Source organism: Halobacillus litoralis, assembly GCF_009856355.1.
Classification (GTDB): domain Bacteria; phylum Bacillota; class Bacilli; order Bacillales; family Halobacillaceae; genus Halobacillus; species Halobacillus litoralis_B.
Genome location: NZ_WMEW01000009.1, coordinates 1 through 21,494 on the forward strand (window position 1 = coordinate 1; position 21,494 = coordinate 21,494).

General features: G+C 46.2%; 26 protein-coding genes and 1 pseudogene. 4 read left to right on the top strand and 23 right to left on the bottom strand.

Annotated features, from left to right (window positions below; all coding sequences use genetic code 11):
- Both GLV97_RS20010 and GLV97_RS13075 read right to left on the bottom strand, forming a co-directional pair.
- Positions 1-188 (bottom strand): hypothetical protein (locus GLV97_RS20010; protein ID WP_237418616.1); only part of this gene is annotated, 188 nt, incomplete at its 3' end.
- A 100-nt stretch (positions 189-288) separates the two neighbouring features.
- Positions 289-1,362, bottom strand: a complete 1,074-nt coding sequence (locus GLV97_RS13075; protein ID WP_160842210.1) for a peptidyl-alpha-hydroxyglycine alpha-amidating lyase family protein — start codon at positions 1,360-1,362, stop codon at positions 289-291.
- 470 nt (positions 1,363-1,832) lie between these two features.
- On the opposite strand from GLV97_RS13075, the gene GLV97_RS13080 reads away from it, so the two are divergent.
- Positions 1,833-3,032 carry an IS110 family transposase gene (locus tag GLV97_RS13080; RefSeq protein WP_160889819.1) on the top strand — a complete coding sequence of 400 codons (1,200 nt, stop codon included), beginning with the start codon at positions 1,833-1,835 and terminating at the stop codon, positions 3,030-3,032.
- 188 nt (positions 3,033-3,220) lie between these two features.
- Here GLV97_RS13080 and GLV97_RS20355 read toward each other — a convergent pair whose 3' ends face one another.
- From GLV97_RS20355 to GLV97_RS13120, 10 genes are all read right to left on the bottom strand, one after another.
- Positions 3,221-3,424 carry a DUF6199 family natural product biosynthesis protein gene (locus tag GLV97_RS20355; RefSeq protein ID WP_423784972.1) on the bottom strand — a complete coding sequence of 68 codons (204 nt, stop codon included), beginning with the start codon at positions 3,422-3,424 and terminating at the stop codon, positions 3,221-3,223.
- 602 nt (positions 3,425-4,026) lie between these two features.
- Positions 4,027-4,203 carry a hypothetical protein gene (locus GLV97_RS19820; RefSeq protein WP_202410643.1) on the bottom strand — a complete coding sequence of 59 codons (177 nt, stop codon included), beginning with the start codon at positions 4,201-4,203 and terminating at the stop codon, positions 4,027-4,029.
- Between the two features lie 170 nt (positions 4,204-4,373).
- Positions 4,374-4,625, bottom strand: a complete 252-nt coding sequence (locus GLV97_RS13085) for a hypothetical protein (protein ID WP_160835074.1) — start codon at positions 4,623-4,625, stop codon at positions 4,374-4,376.
- Between the two features lie 143 nt (positions 4,626-4,768).
- Positions 4,769-5,041, bottom strand: a complete 273-nt coding sequence (locus GLV97_RS13090) for a hypothetical protein (RefSeq protein WP_160835073.1) — start codon at positions 5,039-5,041, stop codon at positions 4,769-4,771.
- A gap of 321 nt (positions 5,042-5,362) precedes the next feature.
- The gene (locus tag GLV97_RS13095; protein WP_160889820.1) at positions 5,363-5,881 is read right to left on the bottom strand and encodes a GNAT family N-acetyltransferase; all 519 of its coding nucleotides are present in this window, start codon (positions 5,879-5,881) and stop codon (positions 5,363-5,365) included.
- 10 nt (positions 5,882-5,891) lie between these two features.
- Complete coding sequence (locus GLV97_RS13100; RefSeq protein ID WP_160841538.1) at positions 5,892-6,239, bottom strand: DUF4260 family protein; 348 nt, start codon at positions 6,237-6,239, stop codon at positions 5,892-5,894.
- Between the two features lie 16 nt (positions 6,240-6,255).
- Positions 6,256-6,546 (bottom strand): hypothetical protein, encoded by a 291-nt coding sequence (locus GLV97_RS13105; protein ID WP_160841539.1) that lies wholly within the window; start codon positions 6,544-6,546, stop codon positions 6,256-6,258.
- A gap of 135 nt (positions 6,547-6,681) precedes the next feature.
- Positions 6,682-6,954: a hypothetical protein gene (locus GLV97_RS13110; RefSeq protein WP_160835069.1), complete on the bottom strand. Its 273-nt coding sequence runs from the start codon at positions 6,952-6,954 to the stop codon at positions 6,682-6,684.
- Positions 6,955-7,280: 326 nt separating this feature from the next.
- Positions 7,281-8,756 (bottom strand): D-alanyl-D-alanine carboxypeptidase/D-alanyl-D-alanine endopeptidase, encoded by a 1,476-nt coding sequence (gene dacB / locus GLV97_RS13115; RefSeq protein ID WP_160889821.1) that lies wholly within the window; start codon positions 8,754-8,756, stop codon positions 7,281-7,283.
- 160 nt (positions 8,757-8,916) lie between these two features.
- A complete protein-coding gene (locus GLV97_RS13120; RefSeq protein WP_160889822.1) occupies positions 8,917-9,429 on the bottom strand; it encodes a GrpB family protein in 513 nt (170 codons plus the stop codon).
- Between the two features lie 145 nt (positions 9,430-9,574).
- Between GLV97_RS13120 and GLV97_RS13125 the strand changes: the two genes are divergently transcribed.
- Positions 9,575-10,240, top strand: a complete 666-nt coding sequence (locus tag GLV97_RS13125; protein WP_160841543.1) for a type 1 glutamine amidotransferase domain-containing protein — start codon at positions 9,575-9,577, stop codon at positions 10,238-10,240.
- Positions 10,241-10,302: 62 nt separating this feature from the next.
- On the opposite strand, the gene GLV97_RS13130 is transcribed toward GLV97_RS13125, so the two are convergent.
- Positions 10,303-12,732 (bottom strand): bifunctional diguanylate cyclase/phosphodiesterase, encoded by a 2,430-nt coding sequence (locus GLV97_RS13130; RefSeq protein ID WP_237418620.1) that lies wholly within the window; start codon positions 12,730-12,732, stop codon positions 10,303-10,305.
- 213 nt (positions 12,733-12,945) lie between these two features.
- Here GLV97_RS13130 and GLV97_RS13135 point away from each other — a divergent pair, with 213 nt between their 5' ends.
- Complete coding sequence (locus GLV97_RS13135; protein ID WP_337194109.1) at positions 12,946-13,977, top strand: mechanosensitive ion channel family protein; 1,032 nt, start codon at positions 12,946-12,948, stop codon at positions 13,975-13,977.
- A gap of 84 nt (positions 13,978-14,061) precedes the next feature.
- Here the strand turns inward: GLV97_RS13135 and GLV97_RS13140 are convergent, their stop codons facing one another.
- The 10 genes and pseudogenes from GLV97_RS13140 to GLV97_RS13185 all read right to left on the bottom strand — a co-directional run bounded on the left by GLV97_RS13140 (position 14,062) and on the right by GLV97_RS13185 (position 20,138).
- Entirely contained in the window at positions 14,062-14,244 is a 183-nt protein-coding gene (locus tag GLV97_RS13140) for a hypothetical protein (protein ID WP_160889825.1), read from the bottom strand.
- A gap of 193 nt (positions 14,245-14,437) precedes the next feature.
- Positions 14,438-14,608: pseudogene (locus GLV97_RS13145) on the bottom strand (GNAT family N-acetyltransferase); the annotation flags it as partial.
- 137 nt (positions 14,609-14,745) lie between these two features.
- Entirely contained in the window at positions 14,746-15,063 is a 318-nt protein-coding gene (locus GLV97_RS13150; RefSeq protein WP_160889826.1) for a hypothetical protein, read from the bottom strand.
- A 21-nt stretch (positions 15,064-15,084) separates the two neighbouring features.
- Positions 15,085-15,273, bottom strand: coding sequence for a helix-turn-helix transcriptional regulator (locus tag GLV97_RS13155; protein ID WP_160889827.1), 189 nt, complete (start codon positions 15,271-15,273; stop codon positions 15,085-15,087).
- 156 nt (positions 15,274-15,429) lie between these two features.
- A complete protein-coding gene (locus GLV97_RS13160; RefSeq protein ID WP_160889828.1) occupies positions 15,430-15,936 on the bottom strand; it encodes a GNAT family N-acetyltransferase in 507 nt (168 codons plus the stop codon).
- 44 nt (positions 15,937-15,980) lie between these two features.
- Complete coding sequence (locus GLV97_RS13165) at positions 15,981-16,376, bottom strand: VOC family protein (protein WP_160835055.1); 396 nt, start codon at positions 16,374-16,376, stop codon at positions 15,981-15,983.
- 84 nt (positions 16,377-16,460) lie between these two features.
- The gene (locus tag GLV97_RS13170) at positions 16,461-17,117 is read right to left on the bottom strand and encodes a response regulator (RefSeq protein WP_160889829.1); all 657 of its coding nucleotides are present in this window, start codon (positions 17,115-17,117) and stop codon (positions 16,461-16,463) included.
- A complete protein-coding gene (locus GLV97_RS13175) occupies positions 17,114-18,658 on the bottom strand; it encodes a GAF domain-containing sensor histidine kinase (RefSeq protein ID WP_160889830.1) in 1,545 nt (514 codons plus the stop codon). Before GLV97_RS13175 ends, GLV97_RS13170 begins: the two co-directional genes overlap by 4 nt.
- A 17-nt stretch (positions 18,659-18,675) precedes the next feature.
- On the bottom strand, positions 18,676-19,188 hold the full coding sequence (locus GLV97_RS13180; protein ID WP_160889831.1) for an NADPH-dependent FMN reductase: 513 nt from the start codon (positions 19,186-19,188) through the stop codon (positions 18,676-18,678).
- A gap of 131 nt (positions 19,189-19,319) precedes the next feature.
- The gene (locus GLV97_RS13185) at positions 19,320-20,138 is read right to left on the bottom strand and encodes a helix-turn-helix transcriptional regulator (RefSeq protein ID WP_160835051.1); all 819 of its coding nucleotides are present in this window, start codon (positions 20,136-20,138) and stop codon (positions 19,320-19,322) included.
- A 113-nt stretch (positions 20,139-20,251) separates the two neighbouring features.
- Here GLV97_RS13185 and GLV97_RS13190 point away from each other — a divergent pair, with 113 nt between their 5' ends.
- Positions 20,252-21,418: an MDR family MFS transporter gene (locus GLV97_RS13190; RefSeq protein WP_160889832.1), complete on the top strand. Its 1,167-nt coding sequence runs from the start codon at positions 20,252-20,254 to the stop codon at positions 21,416-21,418.
- The last annotated feature ends 76 nt before the right edge of the window (positions 21,419-21,494 follow it).

Consider the following 21,494-nt stretch of genomic DNA (forward strand, 5'->3'; position numbering starts at 1 on the left):
CTAAGACCTGTCCGTCTTAACGCATGCAGGAGTGTTGACGGGATGGTTTCAGGAAACATGGATCCTTCATTCCCATCCTCCGTTGTACAGTTGAAATTTAAACAAATAAACTTCCTGCCTTTCACGCTGAAAAAGCGCTTATAGCAGAACTTGTCGCGCGTCCCCGTTTGTTTAATACTCGATTTCAAAATAAAAGCATCTTTTTAATCACTCTAAAAATATTGCTAGCCTTTTTATTACCTTTAAAAAAAGAAGGCCTGCTAAGCACACGACCTTCTTCATGTTTATCTATTTTTCCTTATACATCTGCAACCGATGATTCTCGAGTTCTGCCACAAAGATATCCCCCTCTTGATTCACGGCGATATCATGAGGGATTTTCAATTCTCCATCCTTGGAACCCCAACTACCAAACCGATTGATAATCTTACCGCTTTGATTCACGACCAATATTTGATGAGAACCTATTCCACCTTTTGGATAAAGAGCATTTCCGCCATCTGCTACATAGACGTTACCGTTATCCCCAACTTCTACACCGAAAGGGCGTCCCAGCTCCTGCTGACCCCACTCATTCAAGAATTCACCATCCTGTGAAAACACCTGAATTCGTGCATTGTTTCTGTCCGCTACATATAAATTCCCTTTCTGATCGTGAGAAATTCCATGGGGAAGATTAAATTCACCAGGACGGTCCCCCAAGTTATTCTTTTCCCACAAGAATTGTCCATTAGCACCAAATTTTACAATCCGTCGATTACGGTAACCATCGCTGACAACAAAAGACCCATCATTCATGACAGTTACATCCGTCGGCCTCGCAAACGTATATTTCGTGATTCCGGTCGGAAAATTGTGCAGCACATTCCGTATTCGTAAAGCAGGTTCCATATAAAATGGATAATCATCACCAAATGTAGCCTGTAAACGACCGTCTGCTGTAAACTTGTACACTTTGTTTTGGATGATATCCGTAATCCACACATTGTCTTCATGATCAATCTCGAGGCCATGAGGAGATGCAAATATATTCTTTCCCCAGCGGGCTTTAACTTTTTTTGTATCTCCATCTATGACGATAAGTGCTGGTTCCTTGATTAGACTTTCACCGCCATATTCAGAACTGCCCCGATGTAAGTAGTAGATATCTCCTTTACTGCTTACTGCGACGCCACTCGCCTCCCCGGCAATCTTTTTATCTTCGTCACTCTTTGGCCAGAGAACTTCCGGTTCATAGGCGGCTGATTGTTTTGACACAGGGGCTTCTTTATATACTGTATCACTTCCTCCACGGCTGAACCATGCAATCAATGCTCCTAGCAGGACGATAATTCCTATTAGAATGTATAAACTCTTTCTCATTATCTTTCAACTCCATATAATCATGATTTATTGCTGATAAGAATGTAACATAGGTTGGAATGATATTTCGTCTGACCCTGGACATAAAAATGTATAGGACCAGAGACGTATGGAATATCTAATAGTTTTAGCATAAAAGATTTGGTATTATATCGACTCCAATTCTTCTATTAATCTGCCCGTTAACCAAAAAGAAGCGATTGTTCTAATTGAACAATCGCCCCCGTTCGTATTATAAGGTTAACCAGTTTATCTGGTTGACCTATTTTTTATGGGTTATTCTTTAAGTAGCCGGGTAGGACGTTCGCCCCCGTGGGACTCTGATCCCGTCTAGTATACTGTCCACCCCCTACTTGTAGAAACATGTTTGAGGCTGGTTGGGACTTAGATCCCGTATAACAAGCGAAGCTATGACACTACAAGCTAGGTTAGGGGCTGCCGGTGAATCTAACAAAAGGACGTGATAAAACATGGATCCAGTCATTGGCCTGGATATTGCGAAGGGAAAAAGCCAAGTACAAGCCTTTTTACAGAAGAAAGATCCTTACAAGAAGAGCTTTGTTTTCGAGCATAATGTTTTAGGGTTACATGATTTTCATCGCTTTTGGTTAGAGGTGGAAGAAATCACAGGGCGACCTCCGGTCGTCGTTTTTGAATCTACCGGTCATTACCATGAACCCGTTTTACAGTTCTTAGAAGAGCATCAAATTGTCTATTACTTGGTGAATCCGGTTCTATCTCATGAAGCTAAAAAAATGAGCCTAAGGAAAGTAAAGACGGACGCCATTGATGCCTTTCGTTTAGGGGAATTGTATTATCTATATGATGACCTTCAACCTTTCAAAAAGAAGGCTGTCAAAATCATGAATTTGAGGAATCTAACCCGTCAACATGACGCTCTAACGGGCACTTATCTACAAATTAAACTTCAGTTCCAAACGGTATTGGATCAAGTGTTTCCGGAATATAAGACGGTCTTTGGATCTCTTTATTCACCGACCTCCTTACGAACGTTACTCCACTATCAAACACCTCAAGGTGTTCGGGAGGAAACGAAGGAAAAGATCGCTGAAGTCATCCTCCAACAAGGAGTTAAACGCTCTTATGGATGGGCACTAGATAAAGCTCACCAACTCAAAGAGGCAGCAGGACGAGATCCTTTCAAGCGGAATCTATACTCGAGTCATGTGGTGAGTTTAACGATGTTCATTCAACTTCTTCTCCAATACCAAAGGCACCTATCGAAGCTACTGAAAGAGATAGATGCCCTGGCTGAAGAATTTGATGAATATAAAATTATCCGATCAATTCCCGGTATTGGTGGAAAGATTGCGGCAACAATCCTATCCGAGATTGGGGATATTGATCAGTTTAACCACCCTAAGAAGCTTGTTGCCTACGCGGGGATTGACCCAAGTGTCCATGAATCGGGACAGTTTAAAGCAACCATTAACCGAATTACAAAGCGCGGATCGTCTAGCCTTCGCAAGAGTCTATATAACGCAGTCCAATGCGGAATAACCAAGAATCGCAATCCAAAACTAAGAGCTTATTACGATAAGAAACGCGAAGAAGGTAAGCCCCATAAAGTGGCGATTATTGCTTGTGCAAACAAGCTCATTCATTGGATCTATGCCATCTTAAAAAGTAAAAAGGCTTATGTGATTTAGAAAAAACCAATAAATTACTTATATAGAAAATGCTTCAAATCGATACTGTTGAAGTTTATTTAGTATGTTCATTTTTATTGTACCATGTCTGATTCATCTTTTTTACCCTTACCTATTGACCTTCTATTAGCTGGTATACGTAAGACTCGAAATTGAGATAAACCATTGAAGTTCTATTACTTAATTTATCAGATAGGTGAAATTAGGGTACCTACAATTCCGCTAATTCCTATTAAAACAAAAACTATCCCGATGATTCTTGTAGACCAAATAAAAAATGTAGAAGGTCCATCTGCACGCTTTGATTTCCAACTTTCTCCGATTAACCACCAGGAATATGGTGAAGATATCCCCCAAACACCCATTAATAAGAAGAAAATGCTTATAAATATTGAAAATCACCTCTTCTTTACATTCTTCTCCTCGTACTACTTAAATCTTATACAGAAGAATATTCTTATTGAATAATTGCCCCCGTTAACGGATGTCTCGAATCCGAGATATCTCTCACTGTTTTTTTACTTTAGCACCCGTTAATGCAATAACAAACCTTTATCCAGATTTCCTAATAAAATGAAAAGTCAAACTGGATAACACAAATGAAAGTATAATTATTATAGGTGATACAAAAATAAGTCCTATTAAATTTGTTTTATAATTCAAAGGAACAAATTCCTCCCAAACTTCACCTGTAACTTTCCATAACACCACAAAAATTAAAATTGTGAACACAAAATAAATTATTTTTTCTATGAATTTCCTCATTTTACCTCCCCATCAAACTACGCACATCTAATTTTAAAAAATACAACTAATACCTTATAAATAGTAACTTTTCTTCTTCCACTAACCTGCTCCGTCAGTTAAGATTAATTCCCTCATATTCCTTGTGCTTATTTAATAAAGGGCTAATGCTCTATTAAGCAATCGCCCCCATTAGCGAAAGAGTTGGTTTCAAGATATCTTTTAGTAAGCATTTAACTTACTCACCGTTTTACTTTTCAGATAAAAAATACCTTGCATTCACAAAAAATATAGTTCCAAGAAGAAATAACATAGTTATGAACCAACTTGCAATAGCTGAAAAATCACCTTTGAAAATATATTCACTTGTTAAAGTAACAAATACCATCGTTGCCATAACAACATACAAACCTATTAAATGCTTCATTAGTTTCATCTCTCCTTTATGACGTACTTATACATAACTCTCGTCATTTCGATTGGCTGGTCTTGAAATAGGACCTGTTTTCATTATGTAACAAGGGGGCACGCTATTAAGTAAACGCACCCGTTTACGGAACACTTGAAGTCAAAATAGTATCTTCTTCCCCTCCGTATTTAGGGTGTGTTCCAAAAAAATGTAGTAACTATAAAAGGTATAATTATGGACACTAAAAGAATCAATCCATTGCCCATGAATCCGATCTTTCTGTATGTTCCTTTTTCTGAGAGCATGGCAAATACCAATCCTAATACAGCAATCACTACACCTGCAAAAAGAAAAGCATCATTCCCCGAGAGCGTCGTTATGTATGCAGCTAGGCTTACTAAAAATAGCACAGTAGAAATTATTCCTAATTTCCTTCTCACACTACCCCTCCCCGTTATGTAAATTATTCCAAAATATTGTATGTAACTCAATACTTTTAGAAAATGAGCTTTCACGTAATATGGGAAACAATTCTTTTATTAAGGAATGACCCCCTATAGGTGAAGACTCAATCCAGAGATAATTAAAACAACAACCTAAATGCTAATATCACAATAATTACCAAAGTAACAGCAGAGAGATTGTTAAAAGCTCTTTTATGCAACTTATATTCTCTCCTGTTTTTATTAGAGAAATCAATAAGAAACTTTATAAACAATATCCCTATTATTGATAAACCTGCATATAAGGTTTCTCCTCCTCCAAAAGCTACAGCGAGGACAATAAATAAAGAGAATAATCCTATAATTTCTTCTTCTTTTTTTACCTGCTTTTTTATTTTTTCATTTTTTTCCACTCACACACCCCTTATTCAAGACATTCATCTCAACTTAGAGAAATCCACCTTCATTATCGTTCTCATCAGTTCCCCAATCATAATCCCAATAGATAAGAAATACAGGCACTGATATTATCGATAAAATAGTTATAATTAACTCGATATTAAATCCACCGTTACTCCCCTATTGAAGATTCCTTATTACACATACGATATCAATCCAATTTAGTTTCAAAACGGCCTATTATCTCGAGACTGAGTCTTCAACTAACCTGCCCTTCAGCGAAAGACTCAGCTTCGAGATAAATCCCCATATTCAGCTTCAACAGAACCTTTTCTCTAAGACAGAAGCCTCCGCTTGTAACGGAGAGAAATATATGAAGCAGCCTCCTTACTTTCCCCATAACCCGGCTGGTCCTTTTGAAAAACAAATCCTCTCGCTTCATAAAAAGGAATGCCCTTCTCGTTGCCTTTCTGCACCGATACCCATTGCTCCTCCGCTCCATAAAGCTCCTTCTGCTGCTTCGTCAAGGCTTCCAGCAGCTTTGTACCGATTCCCCGGCCTCTGTAATCCGGATCGAGATAGAGGACATAGATTTCGCCGGCCTTCTCACCGATCATCCCGCCTCCAATCGCACCGACCACTCTATCGTGTTGAAGAGCGGTTAAGTAGCCGCTCCAGCCCCGTCCTGATGGAATAATCTCCTTTTTAATACGGTCCAGGTTATAAAATTCATCGATGACGGTCTGTAAGTAATCCCCGCTGTAAATCGATGCGTACGCGTCCTGATTTCCTTTGATGCAGACCTCGCGGATGCCGGCAGCGTCGCTCATTATGGCGTTTCTTATTGTAATCATCGTTTTCCTCCTAAATTCTCTGTTGATGGGTATGTTTAAAATCTGTCCCATACTTTAAACCGTAGCCGATGGTTCGATCCATTCCAATGTGAGCCGTCCAGATCAGTGCAAGCGCATGTATAAGCTCCCACTGGAAATATAGACTGGAGAACAGTACAAGTCCCGGCAGCACATAGGTGTGACCGATGTTGTAAATAACAGCACCCGCCCTGGCATTGATGATGTAACCGAGCATAAACACATCCGGAACGAGAAGCAGAAGAAAAAACAGCCAGAGTGAATAGCCGGTGGTCATGTAGAAATACAAGGACAGAATGAAGATGAGGAACCCTTCCAGGTGGATCCATAGTTTCGGCACTGCATTCAACTCCTGTTTAGGTAATCGGTTTGAAAAAGGGCCATGAGAAGCTGGTCGTTCCACGATCTGTTTCATAACGGCGGCGTTCTGTTATAAAGCCTGTATGCTCATACAACCGGACTGCGCGTCCATTAAAAGCATGCCTGTTTTTATTGAGCGGAGTGATTCCGACGGCCTCTGATGTCTCTCTATCTTTAATCATGCAGCTTTTCGATGTGTCTGAGGTGGTGATCATCCTGATGAATTGTTCGGTGCTTTCATAGGTGTGGGCATCGAGGCGGGGCTGGGTCGTCTTCATCACGTCCATATCATTTCTCTATTGATGGTAAAGAGCAGTGTCTTTCCCCTCTACTTTTCGCAAACGTATGCGTAAGTCATTCCTCCCTCTCTTTGTTGAGACGTTCACCTCTAATACGGTGAATCAGGAGAAACGTTTCACCAATCAGGCAGGAAATCGGATGCGGCCATTTTTCATCCGTACATTTCCGTGTCCTGCTTTTCTCATCCGGCCGGATGCAAAATCATTGTTCGTGAACTGACGGAAATACTGCCTGGCACCGTTATACGTCGTATACCAGAGTTGATTAATGACGGTGTACTTTCCATTTCCTATGCGGCGGAGCGGATGATAGGAAACACCGAAAACATGGTGAGTCATTTTGGCAATTCCGTATTTCTCTTTTTCATCCAGCCACAAATCCAGCATCTTTTCCATTTACAATCCCCCTTCCAACTCCCTTACTGTTACAAGGTCCTTTTCATCCTCCAACACTTTCCCTCTTCCTCCCCGCACGGCTGTTACCGAATCGACCACCGCCGTTCCGCCAGAAAACAGCTGCCTTCCCTTATTCAAATTCAACCATGCAGGAGCTTCAGCTGGCGATATCTTTATGGTAAAGACAAAAGGAAACCATCACATCAGGGAACAGGCTGATGTTTTCTACGTCTTTGGATGGAGAAAAAGGCTCCCATCCTCCTCATTCCGCCCAGCGATTAAAAAGAGAGGCCGCCGGAAACTATTCCGACGGCCTCTCTAGTCGTTTACTCCTCATATTCGGCAAGGGTTACGGCCAGCTTATCCTCAATTTCCTGCACGGAACCTAAATAGTTATTCAATAGAATGGAGAAAATCAATTCCTCTCCATCCTTCGTCGTCACATAGCCGGAAAGCGAGGTCACTCCAGTCAAGGACCCTGTCTTGGCGTGGACATTTCCTTCAGCCGCTGTATCCTGCATCCGGTTCCTTAATGTCCCACCAACGAAACGTTCTTCGTCCCCTGCCACAGGAAGCGATGCATAGAATGCCTCATACCATGGTTCCTCCTGGACGTGATATAAGAGTTCGGAAATTTCATCAGCCGGGACCATGTTGACATGAGACATGCCGGAGCCATCGCGCAGCCGCATCGTATCTGCACCCACATCAATCGTCTCCAAATACTCTTCTACGACATCCAGCCCTTTATCCCAGCTGCCTTCATCGTGAACGACCCGCCCCATTTCCTTGATCAATACCTCAGCGTGACCGTTATTACTCAGCTTCATGAACGGGTTGAACAAATCCTCAAGCGGCATCGATGTATGGGATGCAACAAGGTCGGCTTTCTCCGGCGTTTCAGCGTACGTCACCTTTCCTTTCATCTTTATGCCGGCTTCCTCCAATGCTCTTCGAAAAAGGTCGAGCGCAAGTCCGGACGGCTCATCGACCGCCACCCAGGAGCGGGAACGGCTGCCTTCAAGCGGAATGGTCCCTTCAACGATAATCTCATTGGTGCCGTGTTTCCGTTCAATCGTGACATCCTTCTCACCGTCTTCCGCTACCGTCTTCGTTTGATTGGTAATCTTAACGTGGTCGGTTTCCGGTGTCACTTCGACAACGGCCTCTTCCCCTTCCTTCTCCGCTGGGTAGGCAGCGACAATGACTGTGCCGGCATCATAGTCTTCGTTCGGAGCGGCAGTCAGGGCGGAAATCTGAGAGGCATAGTACCGGCTTTCATCATTCCAGGAAATGTCCTCCGACAGGCGGATATCATCATACCACGTGTCATCCGCAATCAAGGTTCCTTTGACCCTCTTGATCCCGCTGTCCTTCACCTGTTGGGCAAGATCCTGAAAATCCTCGTACAGCAGTGTCGGATCTCCGTTTCCTTTTAAATAAAGGTCGCCATGAAGGTTCCCGCCCCTCACTTTTCCTTCTGAAAACACTTCGGTATCAAACGTGTAATCAATCCCGAGCGTATCCATAGCAGCCGCACCGGTCAAGAGCTTCATGTTGGACGCCGGCTTCAACCGGTCATGGGCGTCGTGTTCATACAGCACTTCCCCGGTATCAGCAGCACGGATGCTGATACCACTTAACGCACCATCCAATTTTTCATCGCTCAACAGCAGGTTCATCTGATCGACCAGTTTTTCATGATCCAGAGAAGCGGTTACTTCTGTCTTTACAGGCTGAAATGGAAAAAACAAGACGAGACTCATCAACAACAGGACAGCAGTTTGGGACCCTCTTTTCATATGTATACCTTCCCTCCTTGAGAATGGAATCCTCTACACTTTACCAAAAATTACAGAATATTATAATAATTAACTGAAGATTTCCACAAAACAGCCCCAAGGAAGCAGTTCTTTGGATAGATAGTTCCCTATTCAGCATGTGCGCTGGGGTGATTCTCATTCATGGACGAGACCAAACCCATGCCGCTTGTTCAAGCCGGCGGACACACCTATGCTTCCCTTTTATATACGCGTCCATATCATAAGGATGCTCCTCCGCCAGCTGGGTCTTCAACCGACCATAAGCACCCCGCTCCTCGTCATGTGTACGCAGATAATCCCGGAACACGAGATGACGTTTGATTTCAGGACTCCCTGCTTCAAATACGTGAACGTGATGAGTTCGGTTCTCCCCACCCTTTTGAAAAAAACGTCGTCCAGGCAGGCCGTTTTCACCTTTGGCTTCATAACCGGCCTCTACCATCTCCGCCGTCAGCGCATCCACTGCAGTCAGATCGCTGACCACGGGAAGAAGATCGATGACAGGCTTGGCAGCAAGTCCGGGAACGGCTGTACTGCCGATATGATGGACCTCAACGAGTACCGATCCGAAGATCTTTTCCAACCGCCATCGTTCCTGCTCAAATAAACAAGGCCAGTTCCGGTCATAAGCAACAACCTCCACCTTCCTCATCCAACACCCTCCTTATTTTCCCTTGTTTTCCACATTCAAGTATAGCAGACGAGTAAATGTGTAAGGGTTGAGCAAACTATTTCCGTTCCTGTTGTTCATCATGTATAACTAATCGTGTAACATCACTTATTTAGGAGGTACCATCATGAGCAAAAAAGTTCTAATGGTAGTAACCAATCATACAAAAATTACAGACGATCATAAAACCGGCCTGTGGCTTGAGGAATATGCCGTTCCTTATAACGCTTTCAAAGAGCAGGGCTATGATGTTAAAGTAACAAGCATCCAGGGCGGCGAGGTTCCACTGGATCCAAACAGTATCCCTGAAGAAGAAGTGAAGGAATGGGCGGAAGCGCAGGAGCAGCTGAAGGATACAGCGAAGCTTTCCAAAGAAGATGCCAACGGATTTGACGGTATTTTCCTTCCAGGCGGACACGGCACGATGTTCGATTTCCCTGAAAACGAAACGCTTCAATATGTTCTGCAGCAGCATGCGGAACAGAACAACGTCATCGGCTCTGTCTGCCACGGTCCAAGTGGTCTTGTTAACGCGACCTATGAAAACGGCACACCGATTGTCAGCGGCAGAAAAGTGACCGGCTTCACAGACTCCGAAGAAATCGGTATGGGCCTTGATGTGCATATGCCGTTCATGCTGGAAACAGAACTGCGCAACAAAGGCGGCGAATTTTCCAAAGGCGATGACTGGAGTGCGTATGCGGTCCGCGACGGCAACCTGGTGACCGGTCAGAATCCGATGTCCAGTGAAAAAGCGGCTGAGAAAATGGTGGAAGCCTTAAAAGAAAACTAAAAACTCCCCTTCCAGAAGGAAAGAGAGTTCCAGGCTGTCGAGATCGTTCTCGACAGCCTTTTTTATGTCAGGGGTGCTCCTTTCACCGGCTGAAAAAACCGGGTGGAAATCTGGTCATGCGGTACCGGGGCACTGCACAGGTACCCCTGGTATTGGTGACATTTCCTCGACACTAAATAATCCAGCTGGGACGGGGTTTCCACACCCTCTGCGATGACATTCAAATTCAGGTTGAGAGCCATATGGATAATCGTATCGACAACCGCCATATCTTTTGGACTTTGATGGATCGTCTGAATGAATGACTTATCAATCTTCAATGTATCAAGGGGGAAGTCCTTCAAATAGTTCAAGGAGGAATACCCGGTGCCGAAATCATCGAGGGAAATTTTTATCCCCATCGCTTTCAGCTCATGCATAAAAGGAATTGCTGTCTGAGGATTCTGTACAACGCTTTCCGTCAGCTCAAGATCGAGATAGCGCGGCTCAAGGCCGGTTTCGTTCAGCACCTGTTTGACTGAATCTACAAAGCCCGGGTCATCGAACTGGACGGCGGAAATGTTGACGGAGATATGACAGAGGTCATGTCCTTCATCCAGCCATGCCTTGAACTGGGTACAGGCTTTATGAAGGATCCATTTCCCAAGTGGAATGATCAGCTTCGTCTCTTCGGCGAGCGGGATAAAATCAAGCGGGGAGACAACCCCCAGCTCCCGGTGGTTCCAACGGACGAGTGCTTCAAAGCTTTTTACATCCCCGGTCCCGATGACGACCTGAGGCTGGTAATAAATCTCAATCTCTCCAAGGGCGGCTGCTTTCCGCAGGCCGGTTTCCAGCGTCATCTTCCTGGATATGGTTTCATTAATCTCCATGGTAAAGAATTGATATTGGTTACCGCCCTCCTGTTTAGCCTGATACATCGCCGTATCTGCAAATTTAATCAGCTCCTCCGCCTCCTGACCATCCTGAGGGTAGAGACTGATCCCGATCGACGGCGTTACGAATAATTCCACATCATCAATCATAAAGGGCTCCCGGAGAGCGTCCAGCAGCTGACTCGCCGCCATCCCGGCTTTATAGGAACTTGTTTCTCTCAAAACCAGGATGAATTCATCCCCGCTCTGCCTCGCTGTAAAATCGTGCGGTCCTGTGCATGCCTGCAGCCTCTCTGTCACCAGCTTCAATAAGGCATCCCCTGTTTTATGTCCATACACATCGTTGATCTGTTTAAAACGATCGAGATCCAGAAACAAAACGCCGGCTTCCTCGTCGTTTTTGCTGGCCTGCATGAGTACGTTCTCCATATGATTATTCAGCATTCTCCGGTTCGGAAGATGGGTCAGTTCATCTTTATATACAAGCTCATTGATTCGTTCCTGCTGCTGGACCCGGTCGGTAATATCCCGGATGATCCCTGTATAGTACGTATGCTCGTCATTGGCGGTGGAGGATAAGGATAGTTCCACCGGAAACACTCGTCCCGATGCGTGCATGCCCTCCATCTCCATAGTCTGACCAAGCACACGTGCGGCGCCTTTTTTCAAAGAGATGGCAGCTCCTTCCGGATATGTCTCGTAAAAGGACGGGGGAATGACAATAGTGATCAACTGACCGACGGCTTCCTTATGGGTGAACCCAAAGGTATCGACCGCCGCCTGATTCCAGGCAAGAATCTTCCCATCCTGGTTCATGGTGATGACCGCATCGTTCGCCGATTCCACAATCGACTGATACAGGTTATCCATAAACAGCATATGACTGCTGTGCTCTTCCACTTTTGAATCGTAACGGTTAAGAAGCACAAACCATCCCATTAACAGAAAAACCCCGACGGTCACCAAATACCCAAGCGGTATCGGATCAATAAAAGGATCTGTTGGAGCCGCCGTTTCCACAGGATAAAAGCTTGCCGATGCCATTCCGGTATAATGCATTCCGCTGATCCCTGCTCCGAGAACGAAGGAGGCCCCGATTTTAAAGCGCTGCAGCCTTCTTGGGTGATTCATAAAACCCTTCAAGACAATTAATGCCGTAAAGGAAGATGCAAAGGCAATGACTGCTGAAGCTGAAACAAGCAGGACATCATACCGGGTCCCGGCCTCCATGACCATGGCTTCCATGCCGACGAAGTGCATAGAAAGGATGCCGACCCCGATGAAAATCGATCCGACAGCGGCGTCGATCCGCTTTTTCAATCCGCGGCTCATTAAATAAAAGGCCAGAAAACTGGCGCCGGCTGAGGATAGAATGCTCCACGTCAGAAGCCACGCATCGTAACGGACCGGCATGCCAATATCATAAGCAAGCATCGCTACAAAATGCATCGCCCATATACCGCCCCCAAGAGTAAGCGCTCCAGCCGATACCCATTTCCATTTCGCCGGGCCTGCTGCTTTTTTCAACCGTTCCACGATCGTCAAGGAAGCGAAGGAAGCAGCCACAGCGACAACAATCGATAAAATTACTAACCATGTATGATAGGAACCTGTCATTTCCAAATGTCTTTTCCCTCTCTTCTTTTCATCCTCTTCTTTATATCGGCCGTCCATTGTCGATTTACAGCGGATTTTGTTTAACAACCGTCCGGGGCTTAGCTTTTTTGACGGAGGGTAAAGAACATAGTAGGATGAACAAACAAACGTGAGAAGTGAGGTGGTTTTTTGGACTCTTGGAGAAGCTGGTCATGGGAGGATATATTGGCGGTCGTGCTTTTACTGACAGCCGTCATCCTGCTGCGCTGGGTATTGACCGGCCTTGTTAAACGCCTGTTTTCCAGCCGTCCACGTGCGGAAAAAGCTTTTCTATCTTTAATCAATTGGTTTTCCTACAATGGGATCCTCGTTTTTATCATTTTTTATTTTGCCGATTCCAAATGGCTGTTCTACGAGCTTATCCCTGTAGAAAGTGTGGATGTCACCCTTTTTCTCATTATCGTGGCGCTTCTTATACTGACGTTCGCCTTCCGGATCTCCCGGATTTTGAACAGGTACATCTTTCCATTCTTCTATGACCGGCATCAACTGGATAAAGGGACCCGGTTTACGATGGAACGTATCATCCATTATGTCATTATGGTCGTCGCGTTTTACATCAGTTTGACGACCGTCGGCATTGATCTCAGCGCCCTCGCTGTCTTTGCAGGAGTGCTCGGCGTCGGGATTGGTTTTGGTATGCAGAACATCGCCTCCAACTTTATCTCCGGTCTGATCCTTCTATTTGAACGGCCCATTAAAGTGGGCGACCGTGTCCTCATCGACGATGTCGTCGGTGATGTACAGAGGATCAGCATGCGGGCGACGATTGTCAGGACGATCGAAAATGAGCACATCATCATTCCGAATTCGTATTTTCTTGAGGAAAAAGTGGTTAACCGCTCCTTTACCGATCCACGCCTTCGTTTAACCATTCCGGTCGGAGTCGCCTACGGATCCGATGTGGAAAAAGTAAAAGCCGCCCTTCTGCAGGTGGCAGCGGAAGCGCATGAAGCGAATGCGTATGTCCTTCATGATCCAAATCCGTTTGTGAACTTTAAAGGCTTCGGCGATTCCTCCCTCGACTTTGAGCTGTTCGTCTGGATATCCAAGCCCGAGGATTTCATTCCGATTAAAAGTGAGCTGAACTTCAGCATTTATGCGGCCTTCAGCCGTGAAAATATTGAAATCCCATTTCCGCAGCGCGATCTACATATCAAATCGAATCCAGCCGGAGTATGGAACGACAAAGAAGGGCAGCCTTAACCAGGCGCCCTTCTTTATGATCATCAAATGTAAAAAGCCAATGTTCACGTGTTCCCTGTTAACATCTGGAACAACAGCTCTCTCCTAACTCATCACGTTTTGTATAAGCTTCATAGTGATTAGGATGGTCGTTAGAGATCCAGCAGTAAGTAAGGGAATGATTTTCCGCATGTTTATCTGCTGTCTTGGCTTCATCAGCTCCATCGTAACGGCAACCCAAATAACCATCGATGCAGTAATCAACAGAAAAATAAGCTCTTCAGACATCTTTGACCACTCCTCCATGTCAGTCCCTTCTTTGAGTACGTTAAGGAGCAGGAAAGGTTTCAATGATCAAGGTTTTTCTCCTGCTCATCAACGTTCCCAGGACCTTATCTTGAAAACTAAGAAAGTGGAATTTTCAGTGGAGTTTCCCATGCGGCAAATCCTCCACGAGCATTCCATAATTCACCGTGTCGGTTCACTCCCCCTTACTCCAGTAATCCTGTTTGAAATGCGCTTTCCTTCTCATCCCTATTCGTTTGCACAACTTTTGAGAAGGGATATTCCTTGCGTGGAGGGTGGCTTGGATCTGGTGCACACGGACGTCTGCAAATAAATACCCTGCCAATTGTTCTACGGCTTCCGACGCGTAAGGAATAACTCCTTAAATTTTTTATGGAACCTGCTAATCCGCAAAAGTCCACGCCATTCTTTGACTCTCTCAACCTTATGTAAGAGTTATAAATCATTTCTATACATGTCTGGACACCCAAACGAAGCGTACTTCTATGCACTTACCTTCCTGCTGTTGATAAAATAAAATACACAATAACTCAGGAATAATATCGTTAAATAAAACAACTCAGGATAATTTGTTTTTATACCCTCCAAGCGGGGATCTCCCACGTCAAAGAATTCGAAGATAAAATTTGCAAGCATGAACAGAATAATTGTTGACCAGCTTTGTATCACTGCTTTTTGTTTAATCCACTGTTTTCGTTCATCTTCTTTAGGCTTGAAGATAAATTCTTGACTGCCGGACAATACCCCTACAATACCAAGCCAGATAAACGGAATAACCAAGTTTGTCAAAAATACATTCATCCTACACATCCCCTTCTGCGATTATGGTTTAAATACTTGATCAACAGTGGTTCCCAGCTGTTGTGCGATATTAAATGCCAGTTTCAAGGTGGGGTCATACTTTTTATTTTCTATCGCATTGATCGTTTGACGGCTGACATTACACAGATCTGCAAGTCTTCCCTGGGAAAACCCAAGCTCTTCTCTTAACGTTTTAATCTTGTTTTTCAATTCGGTCCCACCTTTTTTCTTTCAGCTTCCTGTAAAAAGTATTTTACACTTAAATGGTAATAAAACCTAATCGTGGTGTCAAATACTTTTTACAGTATAGTTATACTCATCTAAGTAGAGGGAGTATTAACTTAAGAAGGAGACTTAGATCCTTCTTTATTTTATAGTAATCATATACACATCCACCTCTCCCTCGTTCATAAGCAGACGCTTAGACCTCTGCATACCTATAGAACAGGCAATTTTGACTGAAGCTGTATTGTCCGGCTGGATAAGGGAGATATATCGTTCCTCATCGCGGTACTCCCTCGCATATCTCAGTAGAAAAGCTGCCGCCTCCCTTGCATATCCCCGTCCTTGGAACTCGTTGATGATCCAATAACCGATTTCCACCTCTTCTTTTCCGTCAACCTGTTGGGGGACCAGGCCGGCATGCCCGATACGTTCACTCTCCTTTTCTACCAGAACCTTTAAGCCGAGATCAGGATCTGATTCCTCATGGGTATGGATCCAATGCAGGAATTCAAGGGCTTCACTTTCCGTTTTTGTCTTACCATTTCCGATATAAGCCATCATTTTATGGTCTGAAAGCATACTGTATAGAAAATCAAAATCGCTTTCTTTGTAGCTTCTTATCTCCAAACGCTTAGTATTCCACATCATTAACCATCCCCCCCAAAATAAAAAACCCCTCGAGAGGGGTTTTCTTACTGCGCCTGTTCGTCCGATTCGTGAATGCCGATAAGGTTGCCCTCTGTGTCGTGAAAATACCCCTGCCAGGCCATACCAGGCAGCGCATACTTCGGCATAGCGACGGTACCGCCCTGCTCCTTGATCAAAGCTTCGGTGCGGTCGAAATTATCGACATTCATCGTACAGACAAAGCTGTTGACGGGCTGTCCTTTTTCAGGCGCCGGCCCCTGACGCTGCATGAGTGCCCCGTTGATGCCCGGAGTGGAAGCATCCCCGGTTACAGCTCCGAAATACGGCATTCCTGCATATTCACTGTAATCCTCGTACGTCCAGCCAAAGACACGGCTGTAAAATTCCTTCGCCCTCTCCATATCATCCACATGGATTTCAAAATGTACCAGACGGCTCAAAGGCTTCTCCTCCTTTTGGATATTCTATTTAAGTACATTCGACTCCAAAAAGAGGATTCCTCCTTTTCAAAGAGGACAGTTGAATCAGCTGCTGGATTCCTCGAACAGCTTTTCCTTCATCGCATAGATGGCCGCCTGTGTGCGGTCATGGACGTCCAGCTTGCTTAATAAATTGCTCACATGGGTTTTCACTGTTTTTTCTGTGATGAACAAAGCAGCGGAAATCTCCTTGTTGCTCTTTCCAAGCGTAATTTGATAAAGCACATCTTTTTCCCGTTTCGTCAGCTTGAAAGGAGCTTCGACTCCCCTCCCTGTTTTCCCCTGGTTCATTTCCGTCAGAAGCAGCTGGGTGGCCTTCGGATGAAGCAGTTTTTCCCCGCGCCGGGCCGCCCGGATGGTCCGTACGAGCTCATCCGGATCAACGTCCTTCAACTGATAGCCGGACGCCCCTGCCTGAAGCGCCGGGATGACGTGATCCTGATCGGAATAACTCGTCAAAACGACGACTTTCGCTTGCGGGTTTTGTTTGAGAATCTCCTTAGTCGCTTCCACTCCATCCATCACCGGCATCATTAAATCCATCAGGATGACGTCAGGGTGACATACCTCCATTTTCCCGATCGCTGCACGGCCATTTTCCGCTTCTCCCACCACTTCAATATCCTGCTGGGTATTCAAAAAGAATTTCAGCCCGCGCAGGACGATCAAATGGTCATCAACAAGCATAACCCGGATGCTCATTCCAACCGCTCCTTCCTGTGTTCCTGATGAGGGAGAAATACGTGGACTTCTGTTCCTCTTTCCTCCCTGCTTTGTATGGAAAAAGAACCTCCGGCCATTTCCGCTCTCTCCCTCATGCTCGTCAGGCCGAGCGTTCGGTTCTCCGAATGGTCGTTTGCTTCCAACCCCGGCCCCTCGTCTGAAACAACCATCCCTACCCCTGTTTTCGTTTCATAAAAGTGAACAGAGGCAGACGTTTCCCCGGTGTGTTTCTTTATGTTATTGAGCGCTTCCTGACCGATCCGCCACAGCGTTTCTTCCTTACTTCCCGGCCATTCAGGGACCTTCTCCATACGAATGTCCAAGGTAAGGCCGAGATGGAGGGCATATTTTTTCAAGGCGGCACTCAAGCCTTCTTCAATGCCGACCGGCCGGAGCTGCCAGATCAATGAACGCATTTCCTTCTGCGATTCCTGGGAAAGCCGCAGCATATCCTCAAGCATCAAGCGGAGCTCCTGCTGTTCCTCAGGAATAACCTCCTTCACGCCGCGGGCGGTAAGGGAGAGGGAGAACAGCTTCTGGTTGACTGAATCATGCAGATCCCTTGCGAGCCGTTTTCTCTCTTCATGCAGAAGAATTTCGCGGCGTTTTTCCTGCAGCGTGAGACTCTCCACCGCCAGAGCCAGGTTGCGGACGAGCACCTCCTGGACCTCTATTTCTTTTTTCGGAAAAGACTGCGGGCCCTGGGGGATGATGTGAAAGAGACCGACTGTCTCTTCCTTTATGGTGATTGGCACGATTGTCTCCGGCTCCGCTCTTTTGTCAGGGCTGTGCTCCATCCTGTGTGGAAAATCTCCCCCGATTGAAGCTCCCTTTATGTACGCATCATTTTTCTTCACGTAAATGGCAGCCGCCCTCCAGCCAAAATGATCCCTCCCCTTTATGACGGCGGTTCGACATAAGGCCGGAATATCTTCCGCTTTGTTGAGGGAACGGACCACCTTATTCAGTCTTTCATACAATTCCGCTCTTTGTTGTTCCTCGTGGTACAACCTCGTCCTTTTGACGGCGGTACCGATCTGATAGGCCACGGACTGCATCAGGGTCAGCTCCTCCTCTGAAAAATGTTCCTTATAAGGAGCTGCAATATTCAATATCCCGAAGTATTCCGTCCCATCACCGAGAGGGATCGTCGCATGGTGGGAGATTCCCTCCGTGTCGCCACGTTTGTTTTTCACAGCTTCTGTGATCCGTTTGCATTCGATAATGTTGACCGGCTCTGTCAGCCTGCCGTTCCAATAGCGGTGCAGACAATGACAGTCGCCCGAACACATCGGTGTTTTTTCCTCTCTTGCGAGCGCCGGCGGCAGGCCGTAATCGGCCATCAACGTATAGCGGGGTTCCTCGTCGACAAGAAAAATCCAGCCCGCTTCCAAATGTGTCAGCTTCAACAGCCTTTCCAGAACGGTCTGCAGCATTTCATGCATGTCATTACAATGGTTCAGCGTTTCGGCAATCACTTTCATAATCGTTAATTCTTCCACACGGGTAAACGTACGCATCCTTTTCCTCCGTTTTGTCACTGTTTCACGAGAAAGAACTGCTGAAATTCAGCAAGGACCTGGTCCAGTCGTTCCTCGGTTTCTCTTATGAAGCCGCCATCCACCTCGAAATCCTCCGGGTCGAACACCATCTGCTGCGGAACAATCATGGCATAAAGCCCTCGACCGACCGTCCTCATCTGATTGATGGCATTCATGCCGCCTTTTCCGCCCCCGCAGACCGAACACAAAAGGGTCGGTTTTCCTTTGAAATCGGAGCTGTCCAGAAACTCCAGCGCATTTTTCAAAGCTCCGCTCATGCCGTTATGATATTCCGGTGTAATCCATACGAACGCTTCTGATTCTGCTGCTGTTTTTCTCAGCTTTTCCACCGCGGGGTGGTTGGTCTGCTCCTCCGTTCCATTAAATAAAGGCAGCGGCTCTTCACTTAAATCGATCAGAGCGGCCTGCAGCTTTTCCGCCACCTCTGCCGCTGCCTGCCGCGTCCGTCCCTGCTTCCTTGGTGTACCACTAATCACGGTTATTTTCATAACGATTCCTCCTTGCTTTCTATCTTATCGCTGGAGGAATGAATCGGAATCCGGGAAACGATGGAACTTTTTCTACGACCATCGACGGAAAACAATCGTTCGTCATTCAAATGAGAAAAAAGCGGGCTCGTTCACCGATACTGATCGGCGTACCCTTTGGCCGTCATACCGTACCGGGCCTTAAACGCCCGGGAAAAGGTGCTGAGCGACTGGTACCCGACTTCATAAGCCGTCGTCGTGACATCGCAGCCCTCCCCTTTCAGCCGGGCTGCTGCTTCCATAAGCCGAACGTCATGAATGAACGCTCTCGGCGTCATGCCGGTCTGTTTTACGAACGTCCGGTGCAGATGATATTTACTCATGTTCATCTGAGAAGCAATGGCATCGAGGGACAGGTTCTGCCGGTAATTTTCTTTGATGAAGGCCTTCACCTGTGCCGTGATTCCTTCCGCAGTCATCCGATGATGGGCCGCTGCCTGCTCCCATATCCTGGAGTGGGAACCCTGCATATAGGTGAGGATGGTTTCTGTAAAAGCTTCTTCGTTGGTGATGACCCTGCCGATTCCTTGGAAAGCAGCCGCCTGCATAAGCTTCTCTGCTTCGTTCACCACTTCAGCCGGTACAGCCTGTAGTGATGAAAAATCGACGGGGGATGGACGCTGCCCCGTCCGTTCCTCCATAACCTGCTGGACAATGAATTCGTTAAAGCTGATCAGCATAATCATCCCTTTGTCACCAGACGCTTCGTGCTGATGAATATCACCAGGTGGGACAAGCAATGCTTTTTCTGATTCCAGATGCTGATGCTTATCGTTATGCCGGGCCGTAATGTTCCCGGACATTGGTATGCTGATCTGGTAATGATCATGTGGGTGGACCTCATCGGCCTCCCCGTCCTGTAAATCAAAAAGTAAAACTCCTGTATGATCGAGCTCGAGTCTCATCTCCATGCTGCATCTTCCTTTATTGAGCAAGATTTGCTGAAAAGACCGCAAGCACCGCTTCGTCCGCCCTTCTTCCTTTCCTCTACAATGAGTCTACGTCATGAGGAAAGGGGTTTTTTATGAATACACGGACGATTATGATTCAAACCGCCGGACATGCGCTCATTTCTTTTGTATCGATCCTTTTACTTCCATTTTTAACGTTGTATATGTATGACCGATTAGAGGAAAACCTCGCTCTTGCCACGCTGATCATCGGCATCCAGCCCTTGACGGAAATTCTTTTCACCCTGTTGATGGGAGGATGGATTGATCGTTTCGGCCGCCGTCCGGTCCTGCTCGGATCGCTCCTGTTTCAGCTTACCGCGATGATCGGATTTATCATGGCTGCGGACGTATGGGCGTTCGCGGTGTGTGCCTTTATCAATGGCCTCGGCCGGTTTGTCTACATCCCCGCTGCCCGGGCGCAGATCTCAGAAACCGTCCCTCCGGAAAAACAAACGCAGACGTTTGCGCTGCTGCAGACGGGGGCGAATATCGGTGCCCTCGCCGGGCCGTTCGCAGGAGCTGCCCTGTTCAGCCGGCACCCACCTTTGTTGTTCGGCCTCATGGCTGCGCTGACGGCTGTCTATGCTTTCATTGTCTGGCGGTGGCTGCCGGAATCCCGGGCAGACGGCCATACAAAAAAATCGGACCCAGGGACCATCTCCTATAAAAATCTCACATTCCTCGCCTGCGCCATGCTGCCCATCAGCCTCTTTCATGCTCAGATGGAAACAAACTGGCCGGTCTATTTGAAAGAAACGATTGAGCATTACTTATGGACATTTTCAGTTTTGGAAACGATCAGTACCCTCACTTTTATCTGCTTTGAAGTGCTGCTTGTCCGTTGGACGGAGAGTTGGCAGCGGCTCCGGGTGATTCAGGCAGGGTGGCTGTTTTATACAGCCGCTGCTTTCGGATTTGCATGTTCGCCTCATTTCTTCGGCTTTATTGTATCACAGCTGCTGTTTTGTTTCGGGGCGATTTTGACGCTCAACCCGATGCAGACCTTCATCAGCTCCATCGCTCCAGAAGCCCATAAAGGAAGGTATTTCGCGTTGTTCGGTCTGCACTGGGACTTCTCGCGGTCGGCCGGTCCTTTTGCAGGCGGCCTGTTCCTGTCCCATTTCGGCGGGGGCTGGCTGTTTTCCACCTTAGGCGTGCTCCTCATCCTTGGAGGACTCCTGCAGACGAAAAACCTGACCACATCTGCCCGGAGTCCCTCCAGCAGGAAAGCCGGATGATGAATGTGTACGAACCGGGCGGTCACAGAAAACCCGTCGTATGAAGCTTCTTCCCCAGCATACGACGGGTTTCCCT